Origin of the sequence: Pseudomonas sp. Bc-h (genome assembly GCF_002080045.1) — a bacterium.
Taxonomy (GTDB): domain Bacteria; phylum Pseudomonadota; class Gammaproteobacteria; order Pseudomonadales; family Pseudomonadaceae; genus Aquipseudomonas.
Genome location: NZ_MUIN01000011.1, coordinates 479,836 through 505,246, shown reverse-complemented (window position 1 = coordinate 505,246; position 25,411 = coordinate 479,836). Strand labels below are relative to the sequence as shown.

Below are 25,411 nucleotides of genomic sequence, written 5' to 3'. Positions count from 1 at the left end.
GTGGGAGGGAGCTTGCTCGCGAAGGGGATGTGACATTCAACATTGATGTTGATTGGGACAGCCTATTCGCGAGCAAGCTCCCTCCCACAATGGTTTGAGGTGGCTGGTAAACCGTGTTTCGTCATTGAGAGATAAATGTCCCAGACCCCTCCTGCCAGCCAGCTTGCGTACGTTCTGCACAGCAGGGCATATCGCGAGAACAGCGCGCTGGTCGATTTTCTGACACCTCAAGGCCGTTTGCGGGCTGTTCTGCGCAGCGCGCGGGGCAAGGCAGGGTCGCTGGCGCGTCCGTTCGTGCCGCTGGATGTCGAGTTTCGCGGGCGGGGGGAATTGAAGAATGTCGGGCGTATGGAAAGCGCCGGCATCGCGGCCTGGCTGGAGGGTGAGGCGCTGTTCAGTGGCCTTTACCTCAACGAACTGCTGATTCGCCTGCTGCCTGCCGAAGACCCTCATCCCGGTGTATTCGATCACTATGCCGCGACGCTGGCGGCGCTGGCCGAAAAGCGAGCGCTCGAACCACTTTTGCGATCTTTCGAGTGGCGCCTGCTGGACGACTTGGGTTACGGTTTTGCCCTCGACGCAGACATCAATGGCGAGGCACTGGCAGCCGATGGCATGTATCGCCTACAGGTGGACGCGGGGCTCGAACGGGTATATCTGTTGCAGCCCGGCTTGTTTCAGGGCGCCGAATTGCTGGCGATGTCCGAAGCCGACTGGAGCGCCCCTGGTGCGTTGTCAGCGGCCAAGCGTCTGATGCGTCAGGCGCTGGCGGTGCACCTGGGTGGCCGCCCGCTGGTGAGCCGAGAATTGTTTCGTAAGCCCTGACCGGAGTGTCCATGACGCCCGGCAGACCAAGTTTTCAGGAGAACAAAGTGACCCACAGCACCCGCATTCTGCTCGGCGTGAACATCGACCACGTGGCGACCCTGCGCCAGGCTCGCGGCACCCGCTACCCCGATCCGGTAAAAGCTGCGCTGGACGCAGAAGAGGCGGGCGCCGATGGCATTACCGTGCACTTGCGCGAAGACCGCCGTCACATCCAGGAGCGCGATGTGCTGCTGCTCAAGGATGTGCTGCAGACCCGCATGAATTTCGAAATGGGTGTCACCGAAGAGATGATGGCGTTCGCCGAGCGCATTCGTCCGGCGCACATTTGCCTAGTTCCGGAGACCCGTCAGGAACTGACCACCGAAGGCGGTCTCGATGTTGCAGGTCAAGAAGCCCGGATCAAGGCCGCGGTGGAGCGTCTGTCTGCCATTGGCAGCGAAGTGTCACTGTTCATTGATGCCGATGAACGCCAGATCGAGGCCTCGGCGCGTGTGGGTGCGCCTGCGATTGAGCTGCACACCGGCCGTTATGCCGACGCTGAGACCCCGACCGATGTCGCTGAAGAGCTGAAGCGGATCGCCGATGGCGTAGCTTTCGGCATCCAGCAGGGGCTGATCGTCAACGCCGGTCACGGTTTGCATTACCACAACGTTGAAGCGGTCGCCGCAATCAAGGGCATCAACGAACTGAACATTGGCCATGCTCTAGTAGCTCACGCGCTGTTCGTAGGCTTGAAGTCGGCAGTGTCCGAGATGAAAGCGTTGATTCTGGCGGCGGCGCTGAAGGGATAACCATTGCCTGTAGCGGTCCGGCTTGCCGGCGGTAGCGTTCTCAAGTCCGCTGCCGACGGCGGGCCGGACTGCTAAAGGGTAATGTGATCGTTCCCATGCTCCGCGTGTGACGATCAAGTGTCAGTTGCGCAACCAGGGCCTGGCTTACGCCTTGCGGCCGACGATAACGGCGCGGCGCGGGGCAGGCAGTCCTTCCACGGTCTTGCTGTGATCGTCTGGATCGAGGAAATCGCTCAGCGACTGATAACGCATCCACTCGGTGCCGCGTTGTTCTTCGACCGTCGTCGTGCTGACATCCACGCAACGCACATCAACAAAACCTGCACGGCGCAGCCACAGCTCCAGCGCAGGCACAGATGGCAAGAACCACACGTTGCGCATCTGCGAGTAGCGATCTTCAGGTACCAGCACCTGATGCACATCGCCTTCCACCACCATGGTTTCCAGCACCAGCTCGCCACCTTTCACCAGGCAGTCTTTCAACGCCAACAAGTGATCGATCGGCGATTTGCGGTGATACAGCACGCCCATGGAAAACACGGTGTCGAAGCCTTCCAGCCGCGCCGGAAGGTCTTCCAGAGTGAACGGCAGATGCCACGCTGGCAGGTCGGGCAGGTATCGTTGCATCGCCTGGAACTGGCAGAAGAACAGCCAGTTGGGGTCGACACCGATGACGCTGTCTGCACCGGCGCCGAGCATGCGCCATTGGTAATAGCCATTGCCGCAGCCGACATCCAGCACACGCTTGCCCTTCAAATCCAGATGCGGGGCAACTCGCGACCATTTCCAGTCCGAACGCCATTCGGTGTCGACGTGCACGCCGAACACATCGAACGGCCCCTTGCGCCAAGGTGACAGGCCCATCAGCGCGGCGCGGGTCTGCTCACGCGTGGCGTCGTCGCAATCGGCATCGAGGATGAAGTCGTCCTTGAGTTCGACACGGCTGGGCACCAGCTGGGGCAGCGAATTCAGTGCACCTTGCCAGCGCTCAAGGTCGCCGTGGCCTTTTTCCATCTTCGCGTCGAGTTGCGCCTGCAGGCCTTGGGCCCAGGCATGCAGGGGGGTGCCCGCCAGACGGCGGACCAATGGGGCTAGATCAATCATGGCAGGGCAATCAGAGAGGCGAAGTTAAGGCACTGGAACCAGGGCACGACCCTGGAGAACCCCGCTGCGAGCAGCCGTTCGCGATGCTGGTCCAAGCTGTCGGGTTTCATCACGTTTTCGATGGCGCTGCGTTTCTGGGCGATTTCCAGTTCGCTGTAACCATTGGCGCGTTTGAAGGCCACGTGCAGGTCGGTGAGCAGGGCATGCTCTTCGGTGTCGTCGAAGCGCAGTTTCTCGGAAAGGATCAGCGCACCGCCGGGCAACAGCGACTGACGAATCCGGCCGAGCAAGGCCAGACGCTGATCGGGCGCAATGAATTGCAAAGTGAAGTTCAGCGCCACGACCGAGGCAGGCTCGAACTCGAGGGCAAGAATGTCGCCTTCGATGACTTCCACCGGCAGCAATTCCTGGAACATCGAGTCCTGGGCGTTGAGGTACTCGCGGCAGCGTTCGACCATGGCTGCCGAGTTGTCGATGGCGACTACCCGGCAGTCTTCGGTGCGTACATGACGGCGCAGGGCCTGCGTCACCGCACCGAGGGAGCTGCCCAGGTCGTACAGCACGCTATGGGGCTGGGCGAACTGCGCGGCGAGCACGCCGAGATTCTCGACAATGGTCGGATAACCCGGCACCGAACGCTTGATCATGTCCGGGAACACGCGCACTACGTCCTCGTTGAAGGCAAAGTCGGGCACCTGTGCCAGCGGCTGGGCGAATATGCGGTCGGGTTCTTTGCTCACGGCGATTCCGGGGGTTGAGGCGAAAAGTGCGGCATTTTAGCCAATTGTATGGCCAGGCCGAAACCTCATCTCATCGTTCGAATGATCGACCTCAATTCACCGTGATCGCGCAGTCGAAGGTGCGTTCCGGCCGCACTTCTGGCGCCCAAGGCTGTTGATAGACCATCATCAGGTGGCCGGTGCCTGCATTGGCCGCCTTGTAGCGCCAGACTGACTGGCCTTCTGTGCCGACCATGCCGAGGGCTTCGGGGGTGTTGAACACCTCAGGACCCATGGCGTTGAGGATCGACGGAGCGGGATTCTGCATCAGCCAGCGGTGCCCGGTGGTGGGGTTGCTGGGCAGCATGAGCATCAGGGTCTGACCGGTCTTGAGGGTAATCGGGCAGTCTTTCTGATCTTCGAGGGAAACGATCTGTTTCGGTTGCTGGGCACAGGCGGCCAGCAGGGCAAGGCTTAGCGGGACGAGCAGGCGGGCAGGGGTCATGAAGGCTCCGGTCGTAGGCAACGTGGGGCGAGCATAACCGAAGATGAGATGCTTGCTAATGCCGGATCGGGCTCAGATGCAATCTGGGAATGGCTGCCGGGCGCCTGCGGATACAGGACCCTTGTGGGAGGGAGCTTGCTCGCGAAGAGATCAGTACATCCGATACATTTCTGTCGTCTGCACAACACGCTTCGCGAGCAAGCCCCCTCCCACAGATGATCGCGTTGGCTGTAAGGAGTTAGAACAACACCTTCGCCACGTCCGAGAAGCGCTTGGCGAAGTGGACGGTAATGCCCTCCTTCAGATAGTCCGGCAGTTCCTCGAAGTTGCCCCGGTTAGGCTCGGGCAGGATCAGTTCGAAGATCTTCTGTCGCCGCGCCGCGATCACTTTCTCGCGCACGCCGCCAATCGGCAATACATGCCCGGTCAGCGTCAGCTCGCCGGTCATGGCCACACCTTTTTTCGGTGCCTGATTGCGTGCCAGAGACAACAGGGCGCTGGCCATGGTCACGCCTGCGCTCGGACCATCCTTCGGTGTCGCGCCTTCCGGTACGTGCAGGTGAACGAACGCTTCGTCGAAGAAGCCTTTATCACCGCCAAACTTGGCCAGATTGGAGCTGACGTAGCTGTAGGCGATTTCCGCAGACTCTTTCATAACGTCGCCCAACTGGCCGGTGAGTTTGAAGCCGCGGTTGTGGGTATGAATGCGCGTGGCTTCAATCGGCAGGGTCGCTCCGCCCATGCTGGTCCACGCAAGGCCGGTGATCACGCCAGTCCCGGACAGCACCTGTTCGTTGCGGAACACGGGATGACCCAACGAGGCTTCCAGATCTTTCGGTCCCAGCTTGATGACGGCTTTGGGCTCGCCAATCAGTTTCATGACTGCCTTGCGCACCAGTTTGCCCAGTTGCTTCTCCAACTGACGCACCCCGGCTTCACGGGCATAGCCGTCGATCAAGCTCTTGAGCGCGTTATCGCTGATGCTCAGGCTGCCCTTGGAGACTCCAGCCTTCTCCAGCAATTTCGGCCACAGGTGACGCTTGGCGATGGCGACTTTCTCTTCAGTGATATAGCCCGACAGGCGAATCACTTCCATCCGGTCCAGCAACGGGCCGGGGATAGAATCCAGGGTGTTGGCGGTGCAGACAAACAGGACCTTCGACAGGTCCATCCGCAGGTCCAGATAGTGATCGAGGAATTCGACGTTCTGTTCCGGGTCAAGGGTTTCCAGCAGTGCCGAGGCCGGGTCGCCCTGGTAGCTCTGGCCCATCTTGTCGATCTCGTCGAGCATGATCACCGGGTTCATCACTTCGACGTCTTTCAACGCCTGCACCAGCTTGCCCGGCTGAGCGCCGATGTAGGTGCGGCGATGGCCCTTGATTTCCGCCTCGTCGCGCATGCCGCCGACGCTGAAGCGATAGAACGGGCGGCCGAGGGATTCGGCGATGGATTTACCGACGCTGGTTTTACCCACGCCCGGCGGGCCCACCAGCAGCACGATGGAGCCGCTGATTTCACCTTTGTAAGCACCGACCGCGAGGAATTCGAGAATGCGATCCTTGATGTCGTCAAGGCCCGCGTGGTGCTTGTCCAGCACCTTGCGCGCATGCTTGAGGTCGAGTTTGTCCTCGCCATACACGCCCCACGGCACCGAGGTCGCCCAGTCGAGATAGTTGCGGGTGACCGCGTACTCGGGTGAGCCGGTTTCGAGGATCGACAGCTTGTTCATTTCCTCATCGAGGCGCTTTTGCACCTGCGCTGGCAGGGTCTTGCCTTCCAGACGCTGCTCGAACTGTTCGATGTCGGCGCTGCGGTCGTCTTTGGTCAGTCCCAGTTCCTGCTGAATGACCTTGAGCTGTTCCTTGAGGAAGAACTCACGCTGGTGCTCGCCGATCTTGCGGTTCACCTCGGCGGAGATTTCTTTCTGCAGGCGCGCGACTTCGACTTCCTTGCGCAGCATTGGCAGGACTTTCTCCATGCGCCTGAGCACAGGCACGCAATCGAGCACTTCCTGCAGCTCTATGCCAGTGGCGGAGGTCAGGGCAGCGGCGAAATCGGTCAGCGGCGAAGGATCGTTGGGGCTGAAGCGGTTGAGGTAGTTCTTCAGTTCTTCGCTGTACAGCGGGTTGAGCGGCAGCAGTTCCTTGATCGCGTTGATCAGGGCCATGCCATAAGCCTTGACCTCATCGGTCGGCTCGTTGGGCTGATGCGGGTACTCGACCTCTACCAGAAACGGCGGGCGATGGTGTTTCAGCCAGGTCTTGATGCGCACGCGGCTCAGGCCTTGCGCGACAAATTGCAGCTTGCCGCCTTCTCGGCTGGCGTGGTGCACCTTCACCAGCGTGCCGTACTCGGGCAGCGCCTTGGTGTCGAAGTGGCGTGGGTCGTCGGGGGGCGTGTCCATGAAGAACAGCGCCAGGGAGTGGTGATCGGATTTGCTCACCAGCTCAAGTGTCTCGGCCCAGGGCTCTTCGTTGACGATGACCGGCAAGACTTGCGCCGGGAAGAACGGGCGGTTGTGAATCGGGATGATGTACACCTGATCCGGCAGGTTCTGGCCGGGCAGGGCGAGGCTTTTTCGGTCTGAGCCGATGACTTCGTGTTCGTGGTCGAAGTCATCGGAGGAATGGGAGGAGTCGGTTTGCTGGTCGCTCATGGGGCACCTGCATAAATGGAGATGAGGCTTAGATGGGGCAGTTAAGCTCAGGTTTCAATAGTTGCGGTCGATAGCATTGAATATCGCCGCAGATAAAGAGATCTGTGTGATTTGTGCCTTTCGTCGGCATTTAATCGGTGATGGCGTTGTGCCTGCTTTTAAAGCGTGATCTTCCGCCAAGGGGCGGTTAATCTCGCGGGACGCTGCAAACATCTGCCAGGGCCGGCGCTGTTTTTCTTCCGACCAAGCCGTTCTGGACCCTGTGTATGACCCACGTCGTCTCTTCGTTACTGGTGGCTGCAAGCCTTCTGCTCGGCACGTTCGCCAGTGCTGCCACGCTGACCGCCGAGTTCGTCGACGCTCAAGGCAAACCGCTGACCGATGCCGTGCTGACGCTGCAGGGACCGTCGGGTAAGCCCGATGCTGCACCCAAGGCCGATATGGACCAGCGCGACCAGCGTTTCGCTCCCCATGTGCTCGCCGTGCGCACTGGCACACAAATCAGGTTCCCCAACAGCGACGACATTCGCCATCAGGTGTATTCCTTTTCTCCGGCCAAGCGTTTCGAATTGCGTCTTTACGGCGGCACGCCCTCCGATCCTGTGCTGTTCGACAAACCTGGCGTCGTGGTGCTTGGTTGCAACATCCACGACTGGATGCTGGGCTACGTTTACGTAACGGACGATCCCTGGTTCGGCGTGAGCAACGACAAAGGCACGCTGATCCTCGAGCAGATGCCTGCCGGGCATTATGTGGCGACGCTGTGGCATCCACAGGCGCCTGACATGCAGCCTGTGCCAGGAGGCGAAATCGATATTCCGGCCGCGGGCCTGCGTCAGCGCTTCAGCGTTGCCGTGCAGCCCAAGGGTGTCGACATGCCCGCAGCGCCACCGCCCAGCGCGTTCGGCGATGCCTTTCATAAAGCCGCCCATGAATGAAACTGCGAATTAGCTTTCAGGCACGCATCGCCGGCGTGCTGATCATGCTGCTGTTGATCGTGGTCGTTGCGGTGTTTCTGGCCGTCAAGGCAGCGACGCAGGACGCTGTGAGCAAGCAGGCACAGGCGCAACTGGAAGTGGGGACGCGGGTTTTCGAAGGTTTGCTGGAAATGCGCGGCAAGCGGCTGCGTGATGCGGTGCAGTTGCTCTCCAGTGATTTCGGGTTTCGTGATGCCGTGGCGTCTGCCGACTCGGCGACGATTCGTTCGGTGCTGCTCAACCACGGCGCGCGAATCAACGCCAATGACATGTTTCTGCTGGGCATGGACGGCAAGGTTCTCTCCAGCACCATCGAGCAGATTCCTGAGGGCTCGCCGTTTCCCTTCACCCAGGCCCTGCGTGATCTGAAGGCGCACAACCAGTCGATGCTGATCGTGCCGCTGCAAGGCAAGCCGCACCTGCTGGTGGAGAGCACGGTGCTGGCGCCGTTGCCGATTGCGCGGGTGGTCATGGGGTTCAGCATGGACGACGACCTCGCTCAGGAGCTGCGTTCGCTCAGCGGTTTGCAGGTGTCGTTTCTCTCGGTGGTGCATCAGTTGCCGGGGCAGATCATCAGCACCCAGCCGCAGCCGCTCTACGACAGCGTGCGTGGGGTGATGCTCAATCCCGCCAGCGACCAGATGCAGATGACCGAGCATGGCGATCAGACGTTCCTCAATAAACGGTTGAACCTGGGCAACACCGGCGATGCGGCGGGCGATCAAGTCGTGGCGTTGCTGCAAAGCCCGCTCGATCAGGCCATGCAAGCCTTTGCGCCGCTGGATGAAAAACTGTTCTGGATCACTCTGGTCGCGCTCGCGGGTTCGCTGGTCGGCACCTTGTTGCTGGCCCGAAGTGTGTCGCTGCCGGTTCGAGCCCTGGCGCTGGCCGCCGAGCGGATCGGGGAAGGCGATTACAGCACCCCGGTTGCCCTTGAGCGCAGCGACGAGCTGGGCCTGCTGGCGGGGGCGATCAATTCGATGCAGAGCGGCATCGCCGAACGCGAACAGCAACTGGCCCACAACGCCCTGCACGACGGACTTACGGGCCTGCCCAATCGGGCATTGGTGATGGAGCGTCTGGGCAGTGCGATTTCAGCGCAGCGCGCGGTGGCCCTGCTGTATCTGGGCATCGACAACTTCCGCGCGATCAACGACAGCATCGGGCCCGAAGGCGTCGAGCAACTGTTGCAAGTGATCGGCGCACAACTGCAATTGCCGTTGCGTCCCGGCGACACCGTGGCGCGCTTGTCTGGCAATGAGTTCCTGTTGTTGGTGCACAACGCCGAGACCGACAGTGCAGTGGCTGTGGCTGACCGACTGCAACGCCTGCTGCTCAAGCCCCAGCGCATCGGCGATCACGATATCTCTCTGGACGCCTGCATCGGCATCGCCGCCTACCCCGTGAACGGGGATTCGCCGTCCGAATTGCTTCGTCGCGCCTCCATCGCTCGTCAGGATGCAGCGCAGCTGCCGGGCCGTCTGCAGGTTTACGAAGATGGCCGCGATCTGGCGCATCAACGTCAGATCAGCCTGATCCGCGACCTGCGCCACGCCGCGCGCAACGGCGAACTTATGCTGCATTACCAGCCGAAACTGGACATCCGCAATGGCCTTGTGCGTCAGGCCGAAGCCTTGCTGCGCTGGCAGCACCCGCAGTTCGGCAACGTCTCGCCGGCTGAATTCATCGTGCTGGCCGAGCGTACGGGCAGCATTCAGATTCTCACCAGTTGGGTCATCGAGGAATCGATGCGCCAACTGGCCGAATGGGCGCGTCGTGGCTTGCATGTGCAGCTGTCGGTGAATATCTCGGCGGACGACCTGCTCAGCGGTGATCTGGCCGACCGCGTGTCGGGCCTGCTCAAGCTTTATCGCGTCCCCGCCGAACAACTGATATTCGAGATCACTGAAAGCGCCGTGATGCGCGAGCCCGAGAATGCCTTGAAGGTGCTCAATCGCCTGCGCGAATGCGGTATCAGCTTGTCGGTGGATGACTTCGGGACTGGCTACTCTTCGCTGGCGCACTTGAAGCGGCTGCCGGTTCAAGAGCTGAAGATCGACCAGTCTTTCGTACGTAATCTGGATGAAACCAGTGAAGACGCGGTGATCGTGCGCTCGACCATCGAAATGAGCCATAACCTGGGCCTCAAGGTGGTCGCCGAAGGCGTCGAGTACGAACACAGCCTGCGTCTTTTGGAACGCTGGCACTGCGACACTGCACAGGGTTATCTGATCAGCCGCCCGCTGACTGCGGTGGCGTTCGAGGCATGGATCGCCAAGTCTCACAGCTCTGCGAGCATGATGGTTCACTGATTGGTTGAAGTTTATGGCACGTAGTCTCTCGGCTGTTTTCAGCCCTGTGGTGTTGGCAAGTGTGGTGGGCGGTTGCGCAGGGGCGATGGCACCTGTCGTTGAAGCCGATCAGGGGCGTCTGATCGCGACCGGTGGCGCCAGCAGTATCGAAGGCGCCGCAGGCGGCGGGATTATCCCGTGGGCGGTGCTTGCCGGTTACGACGAGCAAGGCGAGTGGGGCGCGAATGTGTTCGCGACCCATATCAATCTGCCGGATTACACGCTGGATGTCGCCGGCGCCGCGTTTTCCTATGGCAATCGAGTGGAAGTGTCCTACGCCCATCAGCGATTCGACCTGGGCTCTCTGGTGAACAAACTCAGCTTGCCCGAAGACAATCTCACTCAGGATGTTTTTGGGGTCAAAGTGCGCCTGTTCGGTGACCTGATCTACGACCAGTTGCCGCAAGTCTCGTTGGGGCTTGAATACAAACACCAGAACGATTTCCTGATTCCGACCCTTGTGGGTTCCAAGCGGGATTCGGATGTCGAGGGTTACCTCACCGCCAGCCGTTTGTTCATGGGTGCTGCGTTTGGTTACAACGTAGTGGTTAACGGCGGCGTGCGTTACAGCCGTGCCAACGAAACCGGCCTGTTGGGTTTTGGCGGCGACCGTCGCGACACTCGCAGTCTGTTGAAAGAAGGCTCGGTGGCGCTGTTGTTCAATCCGCGCTGGGCTGTCGGGGTCGAGTATCGGGAGAAGCCGGATAATCTATCGTTTGCGGGTGAGAGCGATTGGGCTGACATGTTCGTCGGCTGGTTTCCCAACAAACATGTATCTGTTGTTTTGGCCTACGCCCGCCTCGGCGAAATCGCCACGTTGGATAATCAGAATGGTACTTATCTGTCCGTGCAGGGGAGCTTCTGATGATGCGGCCTTTGCGGTGGATGAGCGTTGTGTTGCTGGCCATTCTGGTGGGGTGCGCGCAGCAGCCGGCCAAGGATGACAGCCTGTATCAGGATTTGGGTCAGCGCGCCGGGATTCAGAAAATCATCGAAGGGATGCTGTTGCATATCGCCAGGGACGACCGGATTTACAAGTATTTCGCCAAGGTCGACATCGTTCGTGTACGCGACAAGCTGGTCGAGAAGTTCTGTGTCGAGGCGGGTGGGCCTTGTACCTACACCGGCGATACCTTGGCCGAAGCGCACAAGGGGATGAACCTGAGCCGTAGCGATTTCAATGCGTTGGTGGAGAATCTGATCGATTCGATGGATGACCAGCACATTCCTGTACCGGTCCAGAACCGGTTGATCGCCAGATTGGCGCCGCAGCGGGGAGAAGTGATCGAGAAGTAGCGCTGTGGTCTTGGCGATGAGTAGGCACTCGTTTACCGACACTCCTCTGCCCTCGTGGGAGACGCCGGAGGTGACGAAGGCAGCGACAGCGTCAGGTCGGTTGCAGATGCAGCTCAAGAAGCTCCCGCAGGTTGAGCGCCAACTCAGTCCTCATGTCCCGGAAGCCACACAACAAAAAAGGCGGCCATCTCACGATGACCGCCTTTCTGTTCACTGCATTAATGCACTACCCAATCACTCCGGCAGTTTGTACGCAATGATGTAGTCACCCATCCGCGTACCCAGCGAACCGTGACCGCCAGCCACGATCAGCACATATTGCTTGCCGTCTTTACCGGTGTAAGTCATCGGCGTCGCCTGGCCGCCTGCTGGCAGACGTCCGGCGAACAGCTCTTTACCGGTTTTCACGTCATAGGCACGCAGGTACTGGTCAAGAGTACCGGCCAGGAAGCCAACGCCACCTGCCGTTACCATCGAACCGCCCATGCTCGGCACGCCGACCGGCAGGCCGATTGGCACTGGCGTGTTGTCGCGGGTGGTGCCGTTCTTGTGCTTCCAGACCACCTGGTTGGTCGTCAGGTCGACAGCGGCAACGTTACCCCACGAAGGGGCTTGGCATGGAATGCCGATCTGCGACATCAACGGGTGCATGATCACCGCATACGGCGCGCCGGTGTTCGGCTGCACGCCGCTGGTTTCGCTTTCACGCTTGCTGCCCGCTTCAACCTTGGCGCGAGGCACCAGCTTGGAGACGAAAGCCATGTAGTTGGGGCTTGTGAACAACAGTTGACGCACCGGATCGACCGACACAGCTCCCCAGTTGAACACACCCACGTTGCCCGGATAGATGATGCTGCCCTGTTCCGACGGAGGCGTGTACTGACCTTCGTAACGCAGCTCCTTGAACTGGATACGGCACAGCATCTGGTCGAACGCGGTAGCGCCCCACATGGATTTTTCGGTCAGCTCAGGTGGCAGCATGTTCAGCTGCGAACGGGCCTGAGTCGGCGAAGTGTGGTCGCCTTGTGCGGCACCGGTCGGCGCCGGGACTTCGTCGATCGGCACGATAGGCGTGCCATCGCGACGGTCCAGCACGTACAGGCTGCCTTGCTTGGTCGGCTGAATCACGGCCGGCTTCACGCCGTCCTTGGTTTTCAGGTTGATCAGGGTCGGCTGGCTCGGTACGTCCATGTCCCACAGGTCATGGTGAGTGAACTGGTAGTTCCAGCGCACCTTGCCGGTATTGACGTCCAGAGCTACAAGACCTGCGCTGTACTTCTCGGCGCCAGGGGTGCGGTCGCCACCATACTGGTCAGGCATCTGGTTGCCCAGAGGCAGAAACACCAGGCCGAGTTTCTCGTCGACGCTGGCCAGCGACCACATGTTCGGCGCGTTGCGCGAATAGAACTGATCGGCAGCGATCGGCGCGGTCGCGTCAGGGTTGTTCGGGTCCCAGTTCCACACCAGCTTGCCGTCGTGTACGTCGTACGCACGGATCACACCCGATGGCTCGTTGGTCGACTCGTTGTCAGTCACGTGGCCGCCGATGATGATCAGGTTACGCGTGATCGCGGCAGGGGAGGTGGAATAGTAACCACCAGCCGTGAACGGGCCGATGTTGGCACGCAGATCGACCGCGCCTTTGTTGGCGAAGTCTTCGCAGACCTTGCCGGTGTCGGCGTTCAGCGCGATCAGGCGTGCATCGGCGGTCGGCAGGTACAGACGACGCGGGCACGAAGTGGCAACGGCAGTGCCTGCCGTCGACAGCGCGGCGGCAGGTGCGCCGACGTCCGACTTGGCGTAGGCGTTTTCGTCGTAATACGACACGCCACGGCAGGTCATGTGCGCCCAACCGGTGAAGTTCTTCGCACCTTCTTTGGATATCTGCGGGTCGTAGGACCAGATCGTCTTGCCGGTATCAGGGTCCAGCGCCAGCACCTTGCTGTGCGGTGTGCAGGCATAGACCATGCCGTTGACCTTGAGCGGGGTGTTTTCGTTGGTCAGCTCGACCGGATCTTCGGCCGTCGGCAGGTCGCCGGTGCGAATGCGCCAGGCTTCTTGCAGCTTGCCGACGTTTTCCGGAGTGATCTGCTTCAGCGGCGAGTAACGGTTGCCGTGCTCGGAACGGCCATACGCCTGCCAGTCGCCATCGGGCATCGGCTGCGGGTCGTAGGCAACGCCTGCGTCGTCGCGGTCCAGCGTACCTTTGACTTCACCAGGGCTGGTGAACTGGCTGGCGAGTGCAGTCAGACCCGCCAGGACCACGGCGATGCTCAGCGCCACGGTCGGCATGCCGCCAGGCTGGCCACGCAGCACCGGGCGACGGAACCATGGCAGCAGCATGACGATGCCGAGGACGAACCACAGCGACAGACGTGGCACCAGTTGCCACCAGTCAAGGCCGACTTCCCACAACGCCCAGACCGTGCTCGCGAACAGCACCAGCGCAAACAGACCCAGGGCCGAACGACGGCCCATGATCAGCAGAATGCCAGTGATGACGAAGCCGATACCGGTCAGCAGGTAATACAGCGACCCGCCCAGTGTCAGCAGTTTGATACCCCCGGCCAACAAGGCCAGGCCCATGACCAGAATCACCAGTCCGAGCAAGCTCGGCAGCAGGCGACCCTTACCGAAAGCACCGTCAGTGCTCATAGTGTCGTACTCCGTAACGATTGATTGGTTGACGCTTATCCCTTTCTGCGTTCAGGCCTGACCTTTGAAGCCATGGCCTTAACGCTAGTTCCTCAAAAGGGATTGAGAAAGGCGATTTATGCCGATCAGAAAGAGGATTGAATCTTCAGCCCCGCCACCAGGGCGTCATCGACCTGATTCACGCCGCCCGGATGACGGATGAATTGCAGGTTGGGGCGCACTGTCAGCCAGTTGGTCACGTGCACGCCGTAGTACAGCTCGGCGTTGTATTCGGTGTCCTGAACAGGCAGGAAGGCAGGGTCGTTGTAGTCCGATACGCCGTCGGCCTGATTGCGCAGGTTGATGTTCTTGCGATAAGCGGGATTGACGTGAATGCGGCTCACTGCCAGGCCCAGGTCGTCCTGCGGGCGCGCATCGAACGGGCCCTTGTAGGTCGCACCCAGAGCGACGAAGTTGTCGATCATGTTGGTTTTCTTGTCGTGCAGTGTGCCGTTGGCGAACAGGCTCAGGCCGCGGCCGTTGTCGCTGGCAAGGCTGGTGACTTGCTGGCGCAGGGTCAGCCACATGCCGTGCTTGCTCGACGAAGAGGCGTAGTCGTCGCCGCTCTGTGCTGCATAACGACCGTTGCTGTCCTTGTAAACGTCGCTGCTGTCGGCGGTGCTGTAGTAGTAACCGAGGCGGTATTCACCCGGCAGGTCGTTGACCTTCGGCGACCAGACCAGCTCGACCGGCAAGACCGCGCCTTGCGTGCCGCTGCCGCTGAGCTTGAAGTTGTTGTCGTTTTCCAGGTTCGACGGGTTCTGCTCGAAGGCGCCGACTTGAACGAACAATTCAGGGTAGATCTGGTATTTGACGCGCATCGCCCACTGGCTGATCGGCCAGTTGTACCAGATGCCACCGCCCCAGTTGCCCACCTGAGAGCCGCAGAAGGCCAGGTTCTGGAAGTCGCAAGGGAAGGTGTTGAAGTCTTCACCTTCGTTGAAGCGACCGACCTTGACACTCAGCTTCTGGTCGAAGAATTTCTGCTGGTACCACATGTCTGTCAGGCGGGTGACGTTGCCACGGCCCCAGACTTCCTGCGACGACGAAATGGTGCCAACGCGCGGATCGGACACGCGGTCGTTGCTGATGTTGTCGCCGTTGCGGTTGGTCAGCGTCAGTTGGAACTCGGCATCGTGCCAGCCAAGAATCTTCTGCAGGTCCATGTGCGCGCCAAGCGCAAACTGGTCGGCGTAGCGGGTTGCCTTGTCGTGGTTGTAACCGCCGTGCAGATTGGAGCCCACTTCCACGACGGTATCGAGTTTGAAGTCATAACCCTGTTGCGACAGCTCCGATCGCTTCCCGCCCCAATCTCCCAGCATCCACGGTGATTCACTGTCGAATGCTGACGCTGCGTGAGCGCACGTCGTCAGGCTGAGGGCGAGCAAGCCCATTGCGTGGCGGTGACGAAGCGGGTGAAGGCGGGTGCAGCGTTTAGATTGAGAAGGCATAGGGCAATGGATTCTTTTTAGTGATCTGGGTACGGCGCAGGCACGTGCTGCGTCGTTAAGCCGCGTGGCAAAACTTGACATGTTGCTGAAAGAAACGATTCAGCTGTTGGCGCGGCGCGATGATAGGGGGCTAATGATTTTTTAAAAAGACGATTTTGCGACATGAATAGTTACCTATCGCGCAACAGTTGTGAATATATGAGGTAGCGCTATCCCCAGTATTTACGTGGGATGCGCGACTGGCGTGGCTTTGCGCAGATTCCGCCATCCTTGCAGTGGCTGTATAGATCGAGATTCAGCAATACGAGTTGGGTGTTCAGTCGGATCGCGGACCTGAGTGACCACGAATCGCCGTGGGAGGGAGCTTGCTCGCGAAATAAGGTGGGTCGGTTACGAGTAGGCCACCTGACGCTGCGCAATCGCGAGCAAGCCCCCGCCCACAGGCTTGATATTCAGCCAGGTACTAGGTGGCGAGTATCAGAACGTCGTACGCAACCCCACCTCGATACTCCGGCCTTGCGCTGGCGCGATGTCGCGCAGGATCGAACTGGCGTAGCGCACGGTCTGGTTGGTCAGGTTCTCGCCGTTGACGAACGCCAGCCACTGGCTGCCACCGAGGTCGAACTTGTAACCGGCGCTGGCCCCCAGGGTGGTGTAGCCATCGGTGCCGGTTTCGTTGTCGGGAACACGACCTTGGGAGGCGGCATGTTCAACATCGATACGCGCCTGCCACTTGTCCAGTTCCCACAGCAGACCGCTGTTCAGGCGCAGAGGTGCGATACGCGGCAAGGCCTCACCGGTGTCCAGGTTCTTGGCGCGGGTGTAATCGCCTGACAGCTCAAGCGCGAACTTTCCGTACCGGCTCTCGCCCAGTTTCCAGTGATCCTGCGCCTCGAATCCTGCAAATCGCGCGCGTACGCCGGAGTAGGTGTATTCCGGAATGCCGTCTGGATCGTCCTCTCCTTCGTCGTTCAGTGTCCGACCTGTTCCCAGCAGCCCGATGTAATTGGAGAAGTGGCTGTAGAACACGCCGAAACTGCCTTTGTGCGTGCCGTTGTCGAAGCGCAAGGCCAGATCGCTGGAGACGGCTTTTTCTTTCGACAGATCGGCGTCGCCCACTTCATAGGTGCCAGTGGCGACGTGTGCGCCATTGGCGTACAGCTCGTAGAACGTCGGGGCCCGCTCGGTGTAACCCAGCGTCGCGGCCAGCGACCAGACCGGCGTCAGGGTGTAGACCGCACCTGAGGAAATGCTGCCCGCAGTAAAGCTGCTCGAACGATCGGCGTTGGCAAAGCGCTCGTTGCCTTTGCCGTCCGGGTCGACGGTGGTGTGCTCCAGGCGTCCGCCCAGGCTCAGCTTCAGGCGCTCGGTAGCCTGCAATTCTTCAAGGATGAACAGTGCGCCTGCATCGGTATCGGTCTGCGGGACGAAGGCTTCTTCACCCAGCGCGGAGAACTCGCTACGCGTGACTTGCGCACCGACGACCCCATTCAGCGGGCCGATGGGCTGATGCCGCGCTTCGACGCGAGCCTCGTAGCCCTTGTTCTTGAAGGTCGTGCCAACTTCGCCGTCCTCGATTTCCATGTGCTTGTATTCGGTGTAGCCGGCGTCGAGCTTCACCGAGCTGAACGGCCCGGACAGATTGCGGATTTCTGAGGCGAAGGCGTAGTGGTCCTGCTTCATTCGGATGCGCACGTCTTGCTCGGCGGGCGAGCCGTAGTTCGAGTCGTAATTGCTGTAGGAAAGCCCCGCGTAGCCGTCGTCCCAGGTGTAGGAACCGCCAATCGAGCCGCCGTCCTGACGCCCGTCGCTGTTGCCCAGGCGGTGCTTCTTGTCGTCGCCATCGGGATCGCGCGCGCGTTCATCTGCGGTGCGTGCATAGCCCGGGATCTTCAGGTCGTTGAACTCGCGAGCGTTGGCGTCCAGATGCAGCGCGAAGGTGCCGTTGCCCGCTTCCAGCTTGCCCGCGCTGCTGCGGGTGGTGTCAGCGCCGCCGTAGCGCAGTTCGCCTGCGCCATGAATGCCTTCGATGGCTTCGGTCGGAATGCGATTGTCGAAGGTATTCACCACCCCGCCGATGGCGCTGCCGCCGTAGAGCAGGGCAGCAGGGCCACGAACGATTTCAATGCGATCGACGTTCACCGGATCCAGCGGCACAGCGTGATCGTAGGACAGCGACGAGGCATCCAGCGCGCCGACGCCGTTGCGCAACAAACGAATGCGGTCGCCATCAAGGCCGCGAATGATCGGCCGGCTGGCGCCCGGACCGAAATACGAGGACGACACGCCCGGTTGTTTGTTAAGCGTTTCGCCGAGGCTGCCTTTTTGTAGCAGCGTCAGCTCATCACCGGTGAGTACGGTGCTGGGCGACGCCAGTTGATCGCTGCCGAGCGGGTTGGCAGTGATGGTCTGTTGCTCAAGTTCGATGGCGTACGCGGGGGATGCAACGAGCAAGGCAGTGGCGAGCGGCGTCAGACGCCAGAGTTGGAGTTTAGAGGGGCGGGACATGCAGCGTTTTCCTTGGCAGAGGTGAGACCTGATGATTAGTCTGTTAGTGTTATAACATAACAATAAAAACGCAATCATTTTGGAATCGGCCCGGACAATGGCTACGCTTCTTGCGGGCGCTGCACACGGCAACCCTTCACACTGGCGAGCACCTCCGCTAAGGTGCGCACCTTGCGAAAACGTCCCGATCACCGAGTCCCGAAGGCCAGGCATGACCACACCGAACAACAACCCGCTGCATGGCGTGACGCTCGAACAGATCCTCAACGCGCTGGTCGAGCACTACGAATGGTCCGGTCTGGCTGAACGCATCGACATCCGTTGCTTCAAGAGCGACCCGAGCATCAAGTCGAGCCTGACCTTTCTGCGCAAGACGCCGTGGGCGCGGGAGAAGGTCGAGCATCTGTACGTGAAGCTGGCCCGTACCAAACGTTGGTGATTCGTCATTCGGGATTGGATGAGATGCACAGCCAAACGCTGCAACTGCCATCAGGACAGCGTCGTTATGCGACAGTCGGCGCTCTTCTGGGCTGGTTCGCGCTGGCGGTGCAGCTGTATCTGATTCTGTGGGGGCGCTGGACCGATCAGGCCAGTCTGGTAGGCGGTCTGGTGCGGTTTTTAAGCTTTTTCACGGTGTTGACCAATACCCTGGTTGCGGTGGCATTGACCTGTGCGATCACCGACCGGGACCGCTCAGGGCACCGTTTCTTCAGATCCCCGGTTGTCTGCGCGGGGATCACCACCAGCATTCTGCTGGTGGGCATAGCCTATAACGTGTTGTTGCGTCATTTGTGGAGCCCGCAAGGCTGGCAATGGATCGCCGATGAACTGCTGCACGACGTGATGCCGCTGGTGTTTCTCGGCTACTGGTGGCTGTACCTGCGCAAAGGCGTGCTGCGCCTGAAGCATGTGCTGGCGTGGATGCTTTATCCGGCGGTGTATTTCGGCTATCTGCTGTTTCGCGGGAACATCTTCGGCGATTACCTCTACCCGTTTCTGGATATCGGTACGCTGGGGGTCGGTGATGCATTGGTCAATGCGTGCGGGGTGTTGGCGGGGTTTGTGGTGATTGGGTTGGTGATTTTGATGATTGATAAACGGCGCATGCCCAGAGTCTGACGCTGCCTTGGTTTCAACCCCCTCGTAGCAGTCTGGCCGGGCGGGTTTCCGTTTGCCGACGGTGGCCATTCAAGGGCGCTACCGCCGGCAAGTCGTGCTTCTACAGAGGGTCAATTACGACCCGGATCAGTCCTCGTCTGAGTCATCCAGACGCCAGTAACCCGCGGCCTTCACTGCCGCTTCATCGAGTTTGAATTCGTCGAGCAACACCCGCCGAACCTTGCGCGACAGCGCAGATTCAGTGGCGACCCACGCGTAAAGACCGCCTTCGGGAAGTTTCAGCTGACGGGTTACGTCGAGCAGATCCTGTTCGCCCCGAACCACCCAGATCACTTCGACCTGAGCCTTGCTCACAAACGTCTGGCGCTCAGCGTCGTCTTCGATTTCAACCACCACCAGCGCACGACGATTCCCGGCCAGTTCTTCCAGGCGACGGGCAATGGCGGGCAGGGCGGTTTCGTCACCGATCAGCAAGTAGCTGTCGAACATGTCGGGAACGATCATCGAGCCGCGTGGGCCCGCGATGTGCAGAAACTGCCCCACTTCTGCCTGAGCGGCCCAGGTTGCGGCAGGGCCATCGCCATGCAGCACGAAGTCGATGTCCAGCTCACCTGAAGCTGCGTCATAACGGCGTGGGGTGTAGTCGCGCATGGCAGGCTTTGGCCCTTCGGCGTTCGGACCGGGCGTGAAGTTGTCCAGCGCAGCCTGCTGCTCAGGCGTGGTGGCGAACAGCAGCTTCACGTGGTCATCGGTGCCCAGGCTGATGAAACCGGTCAATTCCGGGCCATGCAGGGTAATGCGGCGCATGCGCGGGGTAATGTCGGTCACGCGCAGCACGTGCAGTTTGCGGCGTTTGATTTCGTGGCTGACGCGGTGGATCGATTGCTGTGAATTCATACGGACTTCTCCGAACGACTGTGTGGGCCATCGACGACGGCTTTGGCGGTTTCGTTGAGCAGGTCGCGGACGCGGATGATCTCTTCCGGACTCCAGCGGCCGTGATGCATTTGCAGGGCGTGGCGCAAGTTGTGCACGGCTTCGTGAATTTCCGGCGGGCGATCATGACCGCGCAGTGAACGTTTGCTGACCTCGATGCGCATCTTCACGCCGTCCAGCGCAACGGCCTGTTCCACCAGAAATTGCTGCCCGGCCGGAGTGATCTGGTAGCGCTTTTTGCCACCCTCGGCGTCGCCGGTGATCAGCTCGCTTTCTTCCAGAAAGGTCAGGGTCGGGTAGATCACGCCGGGGCTTGGGCTGTAGGCGCCATCGAACAGGCCTTCGATCTGTCGAATCAGGTCATAACCGTGGCAGGGCTGATCGGCGATCAACGCCAATAGCAACAATTTCAGATCGCCAGGGGCAAACACTCGTGGCCCGCGGCCGCCGCGTTCCCGGCCGGTGCGTTTTTCAAAACCATCGCGTCCGTCGCCGTGGTCACCGAAGTGAGGGCGGTGATGATGGGGGTGATCGTGTGAGTGGTCTCTCATCTTTCTTCATCTCTCGTTACAAGTTAGATATACCTTAAGATATATCTTAATGAGTCTGCAAGAGGGATAAAGACGAACGGTTCTCATCTGTACGTCAAAAGTCTGCGTGGGAGAAGGGGCAAGGCACAGATGAGGCAGGCCTGGAAAGCAGACCTGTAGGAGGGCGCTTGCTCGCGAATACCCGGCCTCAGGCGAGGAGGATTTGTCGGACTCACTGGCCTCTTCGCGAGCAAGCTCCCTCCCACGATGGACGATGGACGACGCACGGTGGCGGGGCCTAGAGCGAGTTGCTCGCCACTTGCGTTGCCTCCGGAGCCTTGCACTGGGTATACGTCCCCGGCTCCAGGTAGCGATTGAGAATCGGCGCCATGCCCTTGAGAACCTGGACGGGCAATGCCGAGGTGAATTTGAAGCTTTCAGCGGTCCGCCCGGGCACATAGGCGGTCAACGTGCCGTAATGGTTGTCGCCGATATAGAACACGAACGTCGCGGTGCGGTTGATCGCCTTGGACGCGATGATGCGTCCGCCAGAACCGAAACTCTCGATACGGTTGTCGCCCGTGCCAGTCTTGCCGCCCATCGCCAGCGTCGTGCCGTCCAGAGTCTTGAAGCTGCCCGAGACGCGCCTTGCGGTACCCGCGTCGACCACCTGCGACAGCGCCTCGCGCATGGCGGTCGCCACTTCCGATTGCAGCACGCGTTTGCCGAGTTCGGGGTTGTTGGTCAGTTTGGTTTCATAGGGCGTATCGGCGGCAAAATGCAGGCTGTCGATGCGCAGCACTGGCAAACGAATGCCGTCGTTCTGAATGATCCCGATCAACTCTGCCAACGCGGCGGGGCGGTCGCCAGAGCTGCCGATTGCAGTTGCCAGCGAAGGCACCAGATGGTCAAAGGGATAGCCCAGACGCTGCCAGCGCTGATGAATATCCAGGAACGCTTCGATCTCCAGCATGGTGCGAATACGGCTGTCGCGGGCGCTCTTGTGCCGACTCTTGAACAGCCAGCTGTACACCTCCTGACGCTCGAAACGACTGGCCGCCACGGCGTCCTTGAACTTGGCATCCGGGTTCTGCAGCAAATAGCCCACAAGCCACAGGTCCAGCGGGTGAACGCGGGCGACAAAGCCCTGATCCGGCAGATCGAACTTGCCTGGCCCATAGGCGTAATACAGGTCGTCGAGGCGTTTTTCACTCAGCGGCGGCTGGCGCTTGTCGGCGACCACATGAGCCCGAACGAATGCGTTGAACGCGCTCTGCGTGGCATCCGGCAAGAGGTAGCGATGCACCGCGGCCATGCGACTGGCCGATGGATGGACGCCATCGAGAAAGGTATCGAGACGATCCTGAGTGGTCTTGTTCTTGTAGCGCTTCCAGAAGCGCAGCAAAAACGATGTCCCTTCTCGGTCGGCGAATTCGGCCAGGTACTCCTGACGTCTGGGGTCGCTGTCGTCCTTGAGTAGCACCGCACTGTTGTTGGGGCCTGAATAGGTGGTGTAGCGCACCACATCGCGCATCAAGCGTATGAACGGCAGGTTGATTGATTCGCGCAGAGCGTCGCGCAGTGTTGGGTTACGGTCATTGTCTTCCCTGCGGAAGTTGTTGAAGTGGTGCATGCCTCCGCCAGTGAAGAAATACTCACCTGGGCTGGCGGAGTATTTACGGTCCAGGGCTGCGGCGAGCATTTTCGACAGGTCGCGGTCCTTGTTCTGCATCAGGTAGTCCAGCGCCCAGCGGCTCAGTCGGTCAGGATCCTCGACCGGGACCTTCTTCAGATCGGCGTTGCTCATGCCGGCGTACTTGTCATGCAACTCGGAGAGGATTTGCAGGTAAGTGGTCAGCACCCGCATTTTCGCGGTGGAGCCCAGTTCCAGCTTGCTGCCCTCGTTGATGTCGAACGGTTGGTCAGTGCTGTCGGTCTGCACCCGTACCCGCGAGCCATCCGCGTCGCGCTCGAACAGGGTGAAGCTGTAACGCACGGCCTGGGTGCTGGTCGGCGTCAGCAGATGTTCGCCAAGCAGGCCGAGCTTGCCAGCGAACTCGGGATTGGCCAGATCGCGCAGGTATTGACCGACGCTGACCTGCAGATCGCTTTGCAGGGTGCTGGTGGCTGAGAGATCGAGGCGGTCTAGGTCGTAGAGTGGCCGATCCAGCATATTCGACAAGCGAGTCCGCGCGACCGTAATGCCCTTGTTGGTCTCGATCGGCGTGACTGTCGGTTGTTGTACCCAGTCGCGGTAGGTCACGGTGGAAGCCAGCGCGGCATCGGCCAGTGTCGGCTCAATCACCTTGTTCTGGGCGAGCAGGCGAATGTGGCTGTCTGTCAGGTCCGCCAGTTCCTTGCGGCCTTTGGCCAGATAGTGCGAGGGGCGTCGTTGCGCGATCACCAGCGACAGCATCTCACGCAAGGCCAGGCCTTGCGCAGCGAGGGTCTTGGCATCCTTGGCCGGGGCCATCAGCAACTGATTGGAGCGGTCGAAATCAGCGCCATACCAGACGCGCAAGCCTTCGGCCATGCCATGCACTTCGCCATGCCCCGGCACCGCCGAAAGCGGCACGCTGTTGAGGTAGTCACGCACCACGCGTTGCCGAGCTTCCAGCGTTTGCGGGCCGGGTTGATAGGCGCGCACGCTGGCGGAAATCATCTGACGAATCTTCTCGCCGCCGGATATCGTCAGGCCATCGGGCGAGTGACGATACTTTTCTAGTTGAGTCGCCAACGTGCTGCCCCCGGCAGACTGGCCTGGCAAACCGATCACTTTGGCGACCTGAGAAATGGCCGCCTTGAGGAACCGCGGCCAGTCCACGGCCGGGTTGGCCAAGGGCTGCCGAGGGTCCAGCAGGTCGCGGTTTTCGATGAACAACAGACTGTTTACCAGCACGGGCGGGATGGCTGCGAAGTTCGGGTACAACTGCTGCGGATAAGTGTACTGATACAGCGGATCCCCGCGGCAATCGGCGATGGTCAGGCCAGATTGGCTCTTTTCCTGATACGGAACGAAAAAGCCTCGTTTGGCGTAGGAGAGCAGCTCGGGAGAGAAATGCGCTTGCTCGATGATTCGATAGTCGCGCTTGAGCAACCGGGGCAGGAAATCGCCCAGAGAGGAATAGCCCAGGCGCTTGTCGAACGGGCCATCGCCGGGATACACAATCGCGTCGCTTGGCCCTGGCTCCAACGCATAGCTGAGGTTATGCGCAAACTGGCTGAATTCGCGGGCCTGCAGCTTCGAGCTGCGGCTCTCTACCGAAATGGCAAATCCCAGGATCACCAATGCCACCAGCACCAACACCGCCAGCGCACGCCACACGTGTCGCCAGTGGCTTGGGCTTGCGGGCATTGGAACGTCCCCCTGACTGTCAGCCTTGACCGCAGCCTTCTTTGCATCGGAATGCCACAAAGCGCCCATATCGTTGGCCCGGTTAAACCTGTTAATCGCACCTGACTACAAGCTTAGACGCTGAGCGGGGATGGTGAAGATTTTGTAACGTGAGATACGCTGGAGGCAGGCTGCATGTTTGTATTGCTTAGGGCAGCGAGGGTGGCGGGCGAGGGGAGGTTTTTCCTGTAGCAGCACGGTTTGCCGGCGGTGGCGGCCGGAAGACCGAAACCACCAGCAAGCCTTGCTGGTATGGGGCGGGGCTGGATCAGGCTCGCGCGGCGGCCGCTGTTTTCGGGCTTCCCAAACGCTTATTGAGCTCCAGCCAATTGGACAGCAGCAACATCAGGCCCAGCCCCAATAGCGCAGTGATCACGCGCATCTGCCAAGCGTCGTCAGCCAGTGCGTTGGCCATGTCGGCCAGCGGGGCAAGGAGTACACCCAGACAAAAGATTTCCAGCGAATAGCGGCCCATGCGACAGGTTTGTTGAGCCGGCCAGTTGTCGATCCATTTGTGTGACCCTGGCAGCAGTTTCGCCACGATATAGACCAGCGCGATGAAATGGATCAGCCGCAGCGGCGACAGATTGGTCTTGTCGATCGGGTAGATCAAGTCGGTAAACGTCTTGGGCAGCAGCGCGTCATGCACTGCCGGGAACTTCCATAGGAAGGCGATGGTGCCGGTAATCAGCAGGTACAGGACAGCACTTAGAAACAGCGGCTGCTGCCACGACGGCCGCGTCGCAGTGGTGCGAGGCACTGAACGCCGTTGCGTGTACATGGCCAGCGCGCCACCGAGCACGAAGATCAACTGCCAGGCCAGCGGATTGAAATACCAAAAACCGCCGCCCTCATAGGCGCGTAGATTCCAGCCGAACAACGGCACCATCATGTAAAGCGTGATCGACAGGCCCACCGCCACGGCAGCGCTTCGCATCATGATCGGCAGAATCAGCGGCAGCGCCCCCATCAGCAGGATGTACAGCGGCAGAGGGTCGGTCAGGTTGGGTTTGAAACGCAGCAGCAATTCGTCTGCCAGCGCCTGTTGCGGATTGCCGACGAAATATTCGAGCCCCATCTCGCGCACCATGTCGCGGGTTTCGACGTGGTTGTTGGCGACGAAGACAATGCCCATCAGCAGCGTCAGCAGGAATATATGCGCGACATAGAGCACCCAGGTGCGTCGCAGAATACGCAGGCACGCCACACCGTAGCCGTCGCGTTGAGCGACACGTCCATAGGCCAGGACAGCGGCATAACCGGCGAGAAACACGAAGACTTCAGCCGCGTCGCTGAAGCCGAAGTTACGCAGGGTCAACTGCGCGAAAGGGTGGTCCGGTACGTGATCCCAAAAAATGAAGATCAGCGCCAAACCTCGAAAGAAGTCGATTCGATGGTCGCGTCCGTTCGTCATGACGGTGGGCTCTTGCAAGTCTGTTTAAAGAAGAGTGGCCGCAGGGGCCTTGGTTCCGCGCCGCCAGCCGGGGCTGATCGGCGGCGCGAAGGGTGGCGGTTTCAGGGGGTAAATGCAAAAGGGGGGTATTACAGAATG

At 60.3% G+C, this 25,411-nt stretch carries 19 protein-coding genes; 8 read left to right on the top strand and 11 right to left on the bottom strand.

The window, feature by feature from the left end:
• Nucleotides 1–135: 135 nt before the first annotated feature.
• Complete coding sequence (recO, locus tag BWR59_RS22615) at nt 136–825, top strand: DNA repair protein RecO (protein ID WP_081567846.1); 690 nt, start codon at nt 136–138, stop codon at nt 823–825.
• Nucleotides 826–872: 47 nt separating this feature from the next.
• On the top strand, nt 873–1,619 hold the full coding sequence (pdxJ, locus tag BWR59_RS22610) for a pyridoxine 5'-phosphate synthase (protein ID WP_081567961.1): 747 nt from the start codon (nt 873–875) through the stop codon (nt 1,617–1,619).
• 144 nt (nt 1,620–1,763) lie between these two features.
• Here pdxJ and cmoB read toward each other — a convergent pair whose 3' ends face one another.
• The 4 genes from cmoB to lon form a co-directional block, all read right to left on the bottom strand.
• The gene (gene cmoB / locus BWR59_RS22605) at nt 1,764–2,723 is read right to left on the bottom strand and encodes a tRNA 5-methoxyuridine(34)/uridine 5-oxyacetic acid(34) synthase CmoB (RefSeq protein ID WP_081567845.1); all 960 of its coding nucleotides are present in this window, start codon (nt 2,721–2,723) and stop codon (nt 1,764–1,766) included.
• On the bottom strand, nt 2,720–3,463 hold the full coding sequence (gene cmoA / locus BWR59_RS22600) for a carboxy-S-adenosyl-L-methionine synthase CmoA (RefSeq protein ID WP_081567844.1): 744 nt from the start codon (nt 3,461–3,463) through the stop codon (nt 2,720–2,722). Before cmoA ends, cmoB begins: the two co-directional genes overlap by 4 nt.
• 91 nt (nt 3,464–3,554) lie before the next feature.
• Entirely contained in the window at nt 3,555–3,947 is a 393-nt protein-coding gene (locus BWR59_RS22595) for a protease inhibitor I42 family protein (protein ID WP_081567843.1), read from the bottom strand.
• A 238-nt stretch (nt 3,948–4,185) separates the two neighbouring features.
• A complete protein-coding gene (gene lon / locus BWR59_RS22590; protein ID WP_081567842.1) occupies nt 4,186–6,603 on the bottom strand; it encodes an endopeptidase La in 2,418 nt (805 codons plus the stop codon).
• Between the two features lie 266 nt (nt 6,604–6,869).
• Here lon and BWR59_RS22585 point away from each other — a divergent pair, with 266 nt between their 5' ends.
• The 4 genes from BWR59_RS22585 to BWR59_RS22570 all read left to right on the top strand — a co-directional run bounded on the left by BWR59_RS22585 (nt 6,870) and on the right by BWR59_RS22570 (nt 11,227).
• Nucleotides 6,870–7,541, top strand: a complete 672-nt coding sequence (locus BWR59_RS22585; protein WP_081567841.1) for a methylamine utilization protein — start codon at nt 6,870–6,872, stop codon at nt 7,539–7,541.
• Nucleotides 7,538–9,892, top strand: coding sequence for an EAL domain-containing protein (locus BWR59_RS22580; RefSeq protein WP_081567840.1), 2,355 nt, complete (start codon nt 7,538–7,540; stop codon nt 9,890–9,892). Before BWR59_RS22585 ends, BWR59_RS22580 begins: the two co-directional genes overlap by 4 nt.
• Nucleotides 9,893–9,977: 85 nt before the next feature.
• Nucleotides 9,978–10,796 carry a DUF3034 family protein gene (locus tag BWR59_RS22575; RefSeq protein WP_230982069.1) on the top strand — a complete coding sequence of 273 codons (819 nt, stop codon included), beginning with the start codon at nt 9,978–9,980 and terminating at the stop codon, nt 10,794–10,796.
• 2 nt (nt 10,797–10,798) lie between these two features.
• On the top strand, nt 10,799–11,227 hold the full coding sequence (locus tag BWR59_RS22570) for a group 1 truncated hemoglobin (protein ID WP_081567960.1): 429 nt from the start codon (nt 10,799–10,801) through the stop codon (nt 11,225–11,227).
• Between the two features lie 234 nt (nt 11,228–11,461).
• Here the strand turns inward: BWR59_RS22570 and BWR59_RS22565 are convergent, their stop codons facing one another.
• From BWR59_RS22565 to BWR59_RS22555, 3 genes are all read right to left on the bottom strand, one after another.
• Nucleotides 11,462–13,882 (bottom strand): glucose/quinate/shikimate family membrane-bound PQQ-dependent dehydrogenase, encoded by a 2,421-nt coding sequence (locus tag BWR59_RS22565; protein WP_081567838.1) that lies wholly within the window; start codon nt 13,880–13,882, stop codon nt 11,462–11,464.
• Between the two features lie 125 nt (nt 13,883–14,007).
• Nucleotides 14,008–15,372, bottom strand: coding sequence for a carbohydrate porin (locus BWR59_RS22560; RefSeq protein WP_081567837.1), 1,365 nt, complete (start codon nt 15,370–15,372; stop codon nt 14,008–14,010).
• A 477-nt stretch (nt 15,373–15,849) separates the two neighbouring features.
• Nucleotides 15,850–17,880, bottom strand: coding sequence for a TonB-dependent receptor (locus BWR59_RS22555; protein ID WP_081567836.1), 2,031 nt, complete (start codon nt 17,878–17,880; stop codon nt 15,850–15,852).
• A 211-nt stretch (nt 17,881–18,091) separates the two neighbouring features.
• Between BWR59_RS22555 and BWR59_RS22550 the strand changes: the two genes are divergently transcribed.
• Together BWR59_RS22550 and BWR59_RS22545 are read left to right on the top strand one after the other, a co-directional pair.
• The gene (locus BWR59_RS22550) at nt 18,092–18,319 is read left to right on the top strand and encodes a VF530 family protein (RefSeq protein WP_081567835.1); all 228 of its coding nucleotides are present in this window, start codon (nt 18,092–18,094) and stop codon (nt 18,317–18,319) included.
• A 23-nt stretch (nt 18,320–18,342) separates the two neighbouring features.
• Entirely contained in the window at nt 18,343–18,999 is a 657-nt protein-coding gene (locus BWR59_RS22545; protein WP_081567834.1) for a Pr6Pr family membrane protein, read from the top strand.
• 126 nt (nt 19,000–19,125) lie between these two features.
• Here the strand turns inward: BWR59_RS22545 and BWR59_RS22540 are convergent, their stop codons facing one another.
• The 4 genes from BWR59_RS22540 to BWR59_RS22525 all read right to left on the bottom strand — a co-directional run bounded on the left by BWR59_RS22540 (nt 19,126) and on the right by BWR59_RS22525 (nt 25,273).
• Nucleotides 19,126–19,896, bottom strand: a complete 771-nt coding sequence (locus tag BWR59_RS22540) for a siderophore-interacting protein (protein ID WP_081567833.1) — start codon at nt 19,894–19,896, stop codon at nt 19,126–19,128.
• Nucleotides 19,893–20,486: a PadR family transcriptional regulator gene (locus BWR59_RS22535; RefSeq protein WP_081567832.1), complete on the bottom strand. Its 594-nt coding sequence runs from the start codon at nt 20,484–20,486 to the stop codon at nt 19,893–19,895. Before BWR59_RS22535 ends, BWR59_RS22540 begins: the two co-directional genes overlap by 4 nt.
• A gap of 277 nt (nt 20,487–20,763) precedes the next feature.
• Entirely contained in the window at nt 20,764–23,889 is a 3,126-nt protein-coding gene (locus BWR59_RS22530; protein WP_081567831.1) for a transglycosylase domain-containing protein, read from the bottom strand.
• A gap of 238 nt (nt 23,890–24,127) precedes the next feature.
• Nucleotides 24,128–25,273, bottom strand: coding sequence for an OpgC domain-containing protein (locus BWR59_RS22525; protein ID WP_081567830.1), 1,146 nt, complete (start codon nt 25,271–25,273; stop codon nt 24,128–24,130).
• Nucleotides 25,274–25,411 lie beyond the last annotated feature (138 nt).

Bases quoted from the DNA above. Each gene is read 5' to 3' on its own strand.
- recO (WP_081567846.1), top strand. From the start codon at position 136: ATGTCCCAGACCCCTCCTGCCAGCCAGCTTGCGTACGTTCTGCACAGC.
- cmoB (WP_081567845.1), bottom strand. From the start codon at position 2,723: ATGATTGATCTAGCCCCATTGGTCCGCCGTCTGGCGGGCACCCCCCTG.
- BWR59_RS22595 (WP_081567843.1), bottom strand. From the start codon at position 3,947: ATGACCCCTGCCCGCCTGCTCGTCCCGCTAAGCCTTGCCCTGCTGGCC.
- lon (WP_081567842.1), bottom strand. From the start codon at position 6,603: ATGAGCGACCAGCAAACCGACTCCTCCCATTCCTCCGATGACTTCGAC.
- BWR59_RS22585 (WP_081567841.1), top strand. From the start codon at position 6,870: ATGACCCACGTCGTCTCTTCGTTACTGGTGGCTGCAAGCCTTCTGCTC.
- BWR59_RS22580 (WP_081567840.1), top strand. From the start codon at position 7,538: ATGAAACTGCGAATTAGCTTTCAGGCACGCATCGCCGGCGTGCTGATC.
- BWR59_RS22575 (WP_230982069.1), top strand. From the start codon at position 9,978: ATGGCACCTGTCGTTGAAGCCGATCAGGGGCGTCTGATCGCGACCGGT.
- BWR59_RS22570 (WP_081567960.1), top strand. From the start codon at position 10,799: ATGCGGCCTTTGCGGTGGATGAGCGTTGTGTTGCTGGCCATTCTGGTG.
- BWR59_RS22565 (WP_081567838.1), bottom strand. From the start codon at position 13,882: ATGAGCACTGACGGTGCTTTCGGTAAGGGTCGCCTGCTGCCGAGCTTG.
- BWR59_RS22560 (WP_081567837.1), bottom strand. From the start codon at position 15,372: ATGCCTTCTCAATCTAAACGCTGCACCCGCCTTCACCCGCTTCGTCAC.
- BWR59_RS22555 (WP_081567836.1), bottom strand. From the start codon at position 17,880: ATGTCCCGCCCCTCTAAACTCCAACTCTGGCGTCTGACGCCGCTCGCC.
- BWR59_RS22550 (WP_081567835.1), top strand. From the start codon at position 18,092: ATGACCACACCGAACAACAACCCGCTGCATGGCGTGACGCTCGAACAG.
- BWR59_RS22545 (WP_081567834.1), top strand. From the start codon at position 18,343: ATGCACAGCCAAACGCTGCAACTGCCATCAGGACAGCGTCGTTATGCG.
- BWR59_RS22540 (WP_081567833.1), bottom strand. From the start codon at position 19,896: ATGAATTCACAGCAATCGATCCACCGCGTCAGCCACGAAATCAAACGC.
- BWR59_RS22535 (WP_081567832.1), bottom strand. From the start codon at position 20,486: ATGAGAGACCACTCACACGATCACCCCCATCATCACCGCCCTCACTTC.
- BWR59_RS22530 (WP_081567831.1), bottom strand. From the start codon at position 23,889: ATGGGCGCTTTGTGGCATTCCGATGCAAAGAAGGCTGCGGTCAAGGCT.
- BWR59_RS22525 (WP_081567830.1), bottom strand. From the start codon at position 25,273: ATGACGAACGGACGCGACCATCGAATCGACTTCTTTCGAGGTTTGGCG.